The organism is Thermus tenuipuniceus (genome assembly GCF_002964845.1).
Classification (GTDB): Bacteria; Deinococcota; Deinococci; order Deinococcales; family Thermaceae; genus Thermus; species Thermus tenuipuniceus.
This window is the reverse complement of record NZ_PRDA01000081.1, coordinates 1-3,329: the sequence shown is the minus strand read 5'-3', so window position 1 is coordinate 3,329 and position 3,329 is coordinate 1. Positions and strand designations below refer to the sequence as shown.

2 protein-coding genes and 2 pseudogenes are annotated in these 3,329 nt (G+C 60.3%); all 4 read right to left on the bottom strand.

What is annotated here, in order from left to right:
* A pseudogene (locus tag C2847_RS12045) lies at nucleotides 1–385 on the bottom strand (ATP-binding cassette domain-containing protein); the annotation flags it as partial.
* Between the two features lie 146 nt (nucleotides 386–531).
* Nucleotides 532–1,576, bottom strand: a pseudogene (locus C2847_RS12040) (FecCD family ABC transporter permease).
* Nucleotides 1,577–1,683: 107 nt separating this feature from the next.
* On the bottom strand, nucleotides 1,684–2,559 hold the full coding sequence (locus tag C2847_RS12035) for a heme/hemin ABC transporter substrate-binding protein (protein WP_105318563.1): 876 nt from the start codon (nucleotides 2,557–2,559) through the stop codon (nucleotides 1,684–1,686).
* 32 nt (nucleotides 2,560–2,591) lie between these two features.
* Nucleotides 2,592–2,909, bottom strand: coding sequence for an antibiotic biosynthesis monooxygenase family protein (locus C2847_RS12030; RefSeq protein WP_105318562.1), 318 nt, complete (start codon nucleotides 2,907–2,909; stop codon nucleotides 2,592–2,594).
* Between the last annotated feature and the right edge of the window lie 420 nt (nucleotides 2,910–3,329).

Genomic DNA, 3,329 nt, shown 5'->3' with positions numbered 1-3,329 from the left:
GCTGGTGAAGCGGCTGGCGAGGGCCGCGTAAGGTGAGGTGGGAGACTTTTACGACAGCCTCTAAGAGGAAGAGTCGGGGTTCCTGGGCCAGAAGCCTGGCCGTCTCCACCCGCATGGCCTCACCTCCTGAAAGGGTGGCAAAGAGCCGATCACGCAAAGCCAGCGCCTGGGACTTCCTCATCGCCTCTTCTGTCCTGGCATGGTCTTTGGGACTCTCCTTCCAGCCCCCGAGATGGGGTAGCCTCCCTAGGAGGGCAACCTCGTAACTGGTAAAAGGAAAGCTCAGCTGGCGAAGCTGCGAAAGGACCGCCCTTACCCTGGCCAGACCCTCAGGGGAGTACGTTCCAAGGGGCTGACCCAGGAGGCGGACCTCCCCCTCCGTGGGCTCAAGCTCCCCTGAAAGGAGGCGAAGGAGCGTGGTCTTACCACTGCCGTTAGGCCCTAAAACCTAGGAAATCCCCGGGGGAGAGGGAAAACCCCACCCCTCTGAGAAGCCACTTTTCCCCTGCTCTGTACCCCAAGCTCCTGACCTCAAGCACGGTACACCTCCCGCTTAAACGAAGGACCAGGTATAGGAAGAAGGGACCACCCAAGAGAGCGGTGACCACTCCCACGGGCATTTCCGCCGGCGCTGCCAAAGTGCGGGCCAGGAGATCGGCCAAAACCATGAGGCTGGCCCCAAGAAGGGCTGCGCCAGGCAGGAGAAACCTATGGTCCGGCCCAGCCAGGAGGCGGAAAAAGTGGGGGCCACTAGACCCACAAACCCCACGCCTCCCGCTAAGGCTACGGCCGCCCCTACTGCCAAGGCGGTGCCTGCTACCGCGCGACGCTTCAAGGTCTCCAGGTGAACACCCAAGTGGAAGGCTTCCCTCTCCCCCAAGGCCAAGGCATTGAGCTCCCGGGCCAGGGGCAACAGAAGGAGAAAGGCCATAGCGGCAAAAGGCAGAGCCGGTACCCAAAGGCCCCAAGTCGCTCCGGTGAACCCCCCCAGGGTCCAGAAGGTGAGGCTTCGAAGCTGCTCGTCATCGGCCAGAAAGATGAGGAAGCCAATGGCGGCGCCCACCAAGGCGTTTAGGGCGATACCTCCTAGGAGAAGGACCGCTACCTGGACCCCTGCCGGGGTATTAGCAATACGCCAAAGGAACCACGTGGTCAAGAGCCCTCCTAGAAAGGCAAAGAGAGGCAGGCCATAGGCCTGGAGGGCCTGGGCGAGGGCCAAGCCTCCTGGTAGGAGGACGATAAAAAGGGAAGCCCCCAAAGCCGCCCCCGCAGAAACCCCGATCAATCCCGGGTCCACCAAGGGGTTGCGGAACAGACCCTGGAGTACGGCCCCCGCCGTGGCTAGGAGTGCTCCTACAAGAGCCGCGGTCACAACCCGGGGAAACCGTAGGACAGTGAGGACCTGGTACTCCACCCCCTCACCCCGGAGGAGGATGGAGGGAATCTCCAGAGGGGATATGGGATAGGCCCCCAGTCCCGCCCCAAGGAAAAGCGAGGAGGGCAGGAGGAGGAGCAGGGCTAGAAGAGCCACCCGGTACCGGTGGGTTCGAAAAGCAGCGGGAAGGAAGCCAAGCATCCAGACCCCCTTACGTCCAAAGGAAGGTGAATTCTAGAGCCTCAGGGACGTTTCCCAGGTGAGGGAAGCAAAAACCGCCCTCCTGTAGGCTTTCATGAAGAAAAGCCTCATGGACGCACCTCCACGAACCCTTCCCTTAGGTAGGCTGCCCTGAACAGGTCCAAGGCTGCACGCCCCGCCCGCGGACCAAAGGAGCCCAGGTAGAGATCGTCCATGGCCACAACCTTTCTCCGCTGGCCGGCAGGCGTTTGCGCCACCCCAGGTAGGCTTAGAACCCCTTCCAACCCGCCCACGCTCTCCAAACCCCTTAGGAACACCACGATTACATCCGGCCTAGCAGCCACCACGCTCTCAGAGGTCATGGGTTGGCACGCCCGGATCCCTTTTGCCGCGTTTTCCAAGCCGGCAAGCTCCATCATCCCCACCGGAGTGCTCCCTTGACTGCAGACGAATGTGGTTTGGGTACCCCGCAGGTAAAGGAACAACCCCCGGAGCTTTCCCCTAGGAGCCTGTTGGGCTTGGTAGGCCCCAAGAGCCAGGATATCGCGCTCCAAAGAGCGAACCAGCTCCTCGGCCCTTTGGGACTTACCCACCGCCTGACCGACAACCCGGATCTTTCGCTTTGCCCCTTCCACCGTAGGCTCTGTGGGCACTAGGACCACCTGTACACCAGCCCTCTCCAGCTGCTCCACCACCTGAGGGGGCTTAACATCCTCGCGGCCGATCACCAAGGTGGGGCGGAGAGAGAGGATGCCTTCCGCCGAGAGTTGGAACTGGTAGCCTACGCTGGGGAGGCGAAGGACCTGAGGCGGGTAGTAACTGGAGTCATCCCGGCCTACCACCTTACCCCCTACCCCCAGGGCAAACAAAATCTCCGTACTGATACCATCCAAGCTCACAATCCTCTCTATAGAGGCAATCTCCAATGCCCGGCCCCGGGCGTCCACAACCCGGTAGGGTTGGGCCAAGGCCAGGGGGACCATGAGCCCCAAAAGGACAGCTATTGCCCTCCGCTTCACTCCTTCACCTCCGAGTCCAACAGAACAACGAAGGTTTCCAAGCGGTTGCGCTCCCGAAAAGCCTCCTTGGGCAGGGTGCCGCTTCGCGCATGACCTTCACGAAACTCCGGGCTTTCCGCCCAGGCCCGGAAAGCTTCCTCGCTTTCCCAAAAAGTCATGACGATGTAGGGGTCCTCAGGGTTCTGAGGACGGAGGACAAAGTTGCGGACAAATCCCGGCATCTTGTCCACCAGCCGGGCACGCGTTTGAAAGGCCTTTTCAAACTGCTCCGCATACTCCGGTTTGACCGGTATCCGGTTCATGGTCACGTACATTCCGGACCTCCTCACAGGGTCACGTTAGCAAGGGGGGAGCAAAAAGCAAAGTAATCCGATCGGATTTTAATGATTTACAAGTGATAATCAATACCATTCATACCATGTCGAAGATGCTGTAGAGCGCCGATGGCTTTCCAATAGCCAGGGATTCCGGCCGTTCAAGTTGGAAAGCGTGGCTCGAAAGGCAAAACCCCCTGCGTGAGCAAGACGGGTGTACTTAGCGTGCGATGCCGACCCATGAAGCGGCTGATGAAAGCCCCCAAGGCCATGGATGCCCTCTTCCCCTTCACCAGCAGCTTCCTCGCATCAGCCCTCGGACTGAACCCGGACAAACACATGTGAGACGCTGAAGGGGATAAAAAGATGGGGAACCGACCCTAGAGAGGAGGTTCCCCGTATGCAGCTTACTACGGTTGG

Excerpts from the sequence above, each read along its gene's own strand:
- C2847_RS12035 (WP_105318563.1), bottom strand. The coding sequence starts at position 2,559 with ATGGTCCCCCTGGCCTTGGCCCAACCCTACCGGGTTGTGGACGCCCGG.
- C2847_RS12030 (WP_105318562.1), bottom strand. The coding sequence starts at position 2,909 with ATGTACGTGACCATGAACCGGATACCGGTCAAACCGGAGTATGCGGAG.